This window comes from Micromonospora sp. D75 (assembly GCF_018070405.1).
In the GTDB taxonomy this organism is placed as follows: domain Bacteria; phylum Actinomycetota; class Actinomycetes; order Mycobacteriales; family Micromonosporaceae; genus Micromonospora; species Micromonospora chalcea.
On the sequence record NZ_JAGPXV010000709.1, the window covers coordinates 1 to 2815 of the forward strand.

At 72.4% G+C, this 2815-nt stretch carries 3 protein-coding genes; 2 read left to right on the forward strand and 1 reads right to left on the reverse strand.

Annotated elements, in window-relative coordinates:
* Window positions 1-95 precede the first annotated feature (95 nt).
* Window positions 96-641: a DoxX family protein gene (locus KBX39_RS27965; protein WP_030499461.1), complete on the forward strand. Its 546-nt coding sequence runs from the start codon at window positions 96-98 to the stop codon at window positions 639-641.
* 205 nt (window positions 642-846) lie between these two features.
* Window positions 847-2268, forward strand: coding sequence for a glycosyltransferase 87 family protein (locus KBX39_RS27970; RefSeq protein ID WP_043327708.1), 1422 nt, complete (start codon window positions 847-849; stop codon window positions 2266-2268).
* Between the two features lie 4 nt (window positions 2269-2272).
* Here the strand turns inward: KBX39_RS27970 and KBX39_RS27975 are convergent, their stop codons facing one another.
* Window positions 2273-2698 (reverse strand): molybdenum cofactor biosynthesis protein MoaE, encoded by a 426-nt coding sequence (locus KBX39_RS27975; protein ID WP_187693504.1) that lies wholly within the window; start codon window positions 2696-2698, stop codon window positions 2273-2275.
* Between the last annotated feature and the right edge of the window lie 117 nt (window positions 2699-2815).

Genomic DNA, 2815 nt, shown 5'->3' on the forward strand with positions numbered 1-2815 from the left:
GTCGCTGAAATCGATACCGTCCGGACGTCCACGTCGGCCGATACCTTTCGTGTGTTGCGGGGATGACGACGCCCCCGACGGGGTAAGACTGAGCCATGAAGCCCGTGCGCTCCCTCGCCCGAGTCATGTTGAGCGGCATCTTCGTGGTCAGCGGCGCCCGCAACCTGCGCAACCCGGAACGCCTGGTGCAGGCCGCGGAGCCGGTCACCGGGAAGGTCGCCCCGCTGATCCGCAACGTGCACCCGCGCATCCCCACCGACACCGTGTCGCTCATCCGGGCCAACGCCGCCACCCAGCTCGTCGGCGGTCTGATGCTGGCCACCGGCCGGTTCACCCGTCCGGCCGCGCTGGTGCTCGCCGGCTCCCTGATCCCGACCACCGCCGCCGGTCACGCCTTCTGGAACAACGACGACCCGGCGGCGCGCAACAACAACCAGGTCCACTTCCTGAAGAACCTCGGCCTGCTCGGTGGCCTCCTCCTCGCCGCCGCCGACACCGAGGGCAAGCCGGGGCTGCGCTGGCGCGCCGGCCACCGGATCGACCACTCGCGCCGGTCGGTCACGCGCGCGGTCCGCACCGCCCGCCGCGATGCGAAGATCGCCGTACGCTCCGCGGCGGCCGCCCGCCGAATCCCTGGTTGACACCCCTTTCGTACGGCCACCACCCCCCGCAAGGCCACCAATCACCTGAACCGTCCGAGACCCGTTAACGCGGTGGAAATGTCGCAAACACGTGTGGGATCGGACACGGTCGCGTAACGCGGGAGGCAGCAACGTGAGGCGCCGTTCTAGGCTCCGTTCTGGACCTGGACGGGTACGACGACCTTGGTACGGGGGTGGCCACGCCATGCCGACGTCAGTCGGTAGACGGACCAACCGCCTCGCCCCGACCTCCCGCGTCGACCGCCGGACCGTCGTGCGCCTCGGGATCGTGGCCGCCGTGTCGTACGCCGCGTGGCTGGCCATCGGCGCCTTCGGACGGCCGTACAACTTCTTCGACATGAAGATCTACCACGGCGCGGTGGTGTGGTGGGCCAGCGGAAACGAGCTGTACGACTTCGTCGCGCCGTCGACGACACTGGGCTTCACCTATCCACCGTTCGCCGGTGTGGTCATGCTCCCGATGTCCTGGCTGCCCGTCGACGGCGCCGGCTTCGTCAACGCCCTGGCCAGCATCGCCGCGCTCGCGGTCGTCCTGGCGGCGCTGCTGCGCCCCATCGTGGACCGGCTCGGCTGGCCGCTCTGGTTCACCGTCGGCATCGCCACCCCGCTCGCGGTGGCCATCGAGCCGTCCCGGGAGACGCTCGGCTACGGCCAGGTCAACCTGCTGCTGTTCGCGCTCGTCATGGCCGACATGGTGGGCCTGCGCTGGCGCGCCAAGCGGGGCACCCACCACGAGACCGCCGACTCGCCGCTGGCCCGCTTCGTCTACAGCGGCGCGTGGGCGGGCGTCGGCATCGGGCTCGCCACAGCCGTCAAGCTCACCCCGGCGTTGTTCGTCGCGTACCTGATGCTCACCCGGCAGTGGCGGGCCGCGCTCACCGCCGTCGGCACCACGATCGGCGTGACCATCGCGACGTTCGGCCTGGTCGGTGAGGAGTCCCGCGCGTACTTCACGAGCGTGCTGTGGCAGACCGAGCGGGTCGGCGCGGCGGACATGACCGCAAACCAGTCGCTCGCCGGGCTGCTGGCGCGGCTCTACGACTCGATCGAGACGCCCGGCCTGCTCTGGCTCGCCTTCTCGGTGCTGCTCCTGGCGCTGGGCCTGTCCCGCGCGATCAGCGCCCGCGCCGACGGCGACGAGCTGACCGCGTTCACACTCGTCGGGCTCACCGCCAACGTGATCAGCCCGATCTCCTGGTCGCACCACCTGATCTGGGTCATCCCGGCGATCATCGTGCTGGCCGACGCCGCGGTACGCCGCCGCGACGCCAGCCGTGGCCTGCCCCTGCGCGGCAGCGGCCCCTCGGCCAACGGTGTGCCGGCGCTGCGCCCGCCGATCTGGTACCCGACGTTGACCGGGCTCCGCCACGGCGTCGGCGCGCTCGGGCTCTACCTGCTGTTCCTGATCTCACCGATCTGGCCGTACGAGCACCAACTCCCCGAGGTGTCCCACTACCAGGACGGCCTGTTCGGCGCGCTGATGGAGAACTCCCTGGCCATCGCGCTGATCGTGCTGGTGGCGGCGCTGCCGTGGCGTCCGGGAGCCGAGCCCGCGTTCTACCACGACCGGTTCAGCCGCGCGGCCGCGCTCGCCGGCCGGCGCTGAGCACTCAGGGGCAGTTCACCCATTCCTCGGTGCCGTCGTCGAAGACCTGCCGCTTCCAGATCGGCAGCCGCGCCTTCACCTCGTCGACCAGCCGGGCGCACGCGGCGAACGCGGCCGCCCGGTGGGCGGTGCTGACCGCCGCCGCCAGCGCCACGTCGCCGATCTCCAGCGGGCCGATCCGGTGCGACACCGCGACCGCGTACACCGCCGGGTCGGCGGCGATCTCGGCCGCCACCTCACGCAGCACCGCCTCGGCGGTGGGGTGGCCCTCGTACTCCAGCCGGGTGACCCCCCGCCCGTGGTCGTGGTCGCGGACCACGCCCTGGAAGGAGACCACCGCGCCGGCCCGGCGGTCGGCGACCGCCGCCTCGTGCGCGGCCAGGTCGAGCGGCCGGTCGGTCACCGCGCCGAGCACCACGCCTGCCCGCACCGTCACGACGTCTCCCGTCGGCTCGTTCGTCGCGCTCACCCGGCACGCTCCCCGGGGGTCAGCGGCAGCGGCACCAGCGGCACCCGGTCGCCGGCCGCGCCGCTGGCGCCGGGCCGG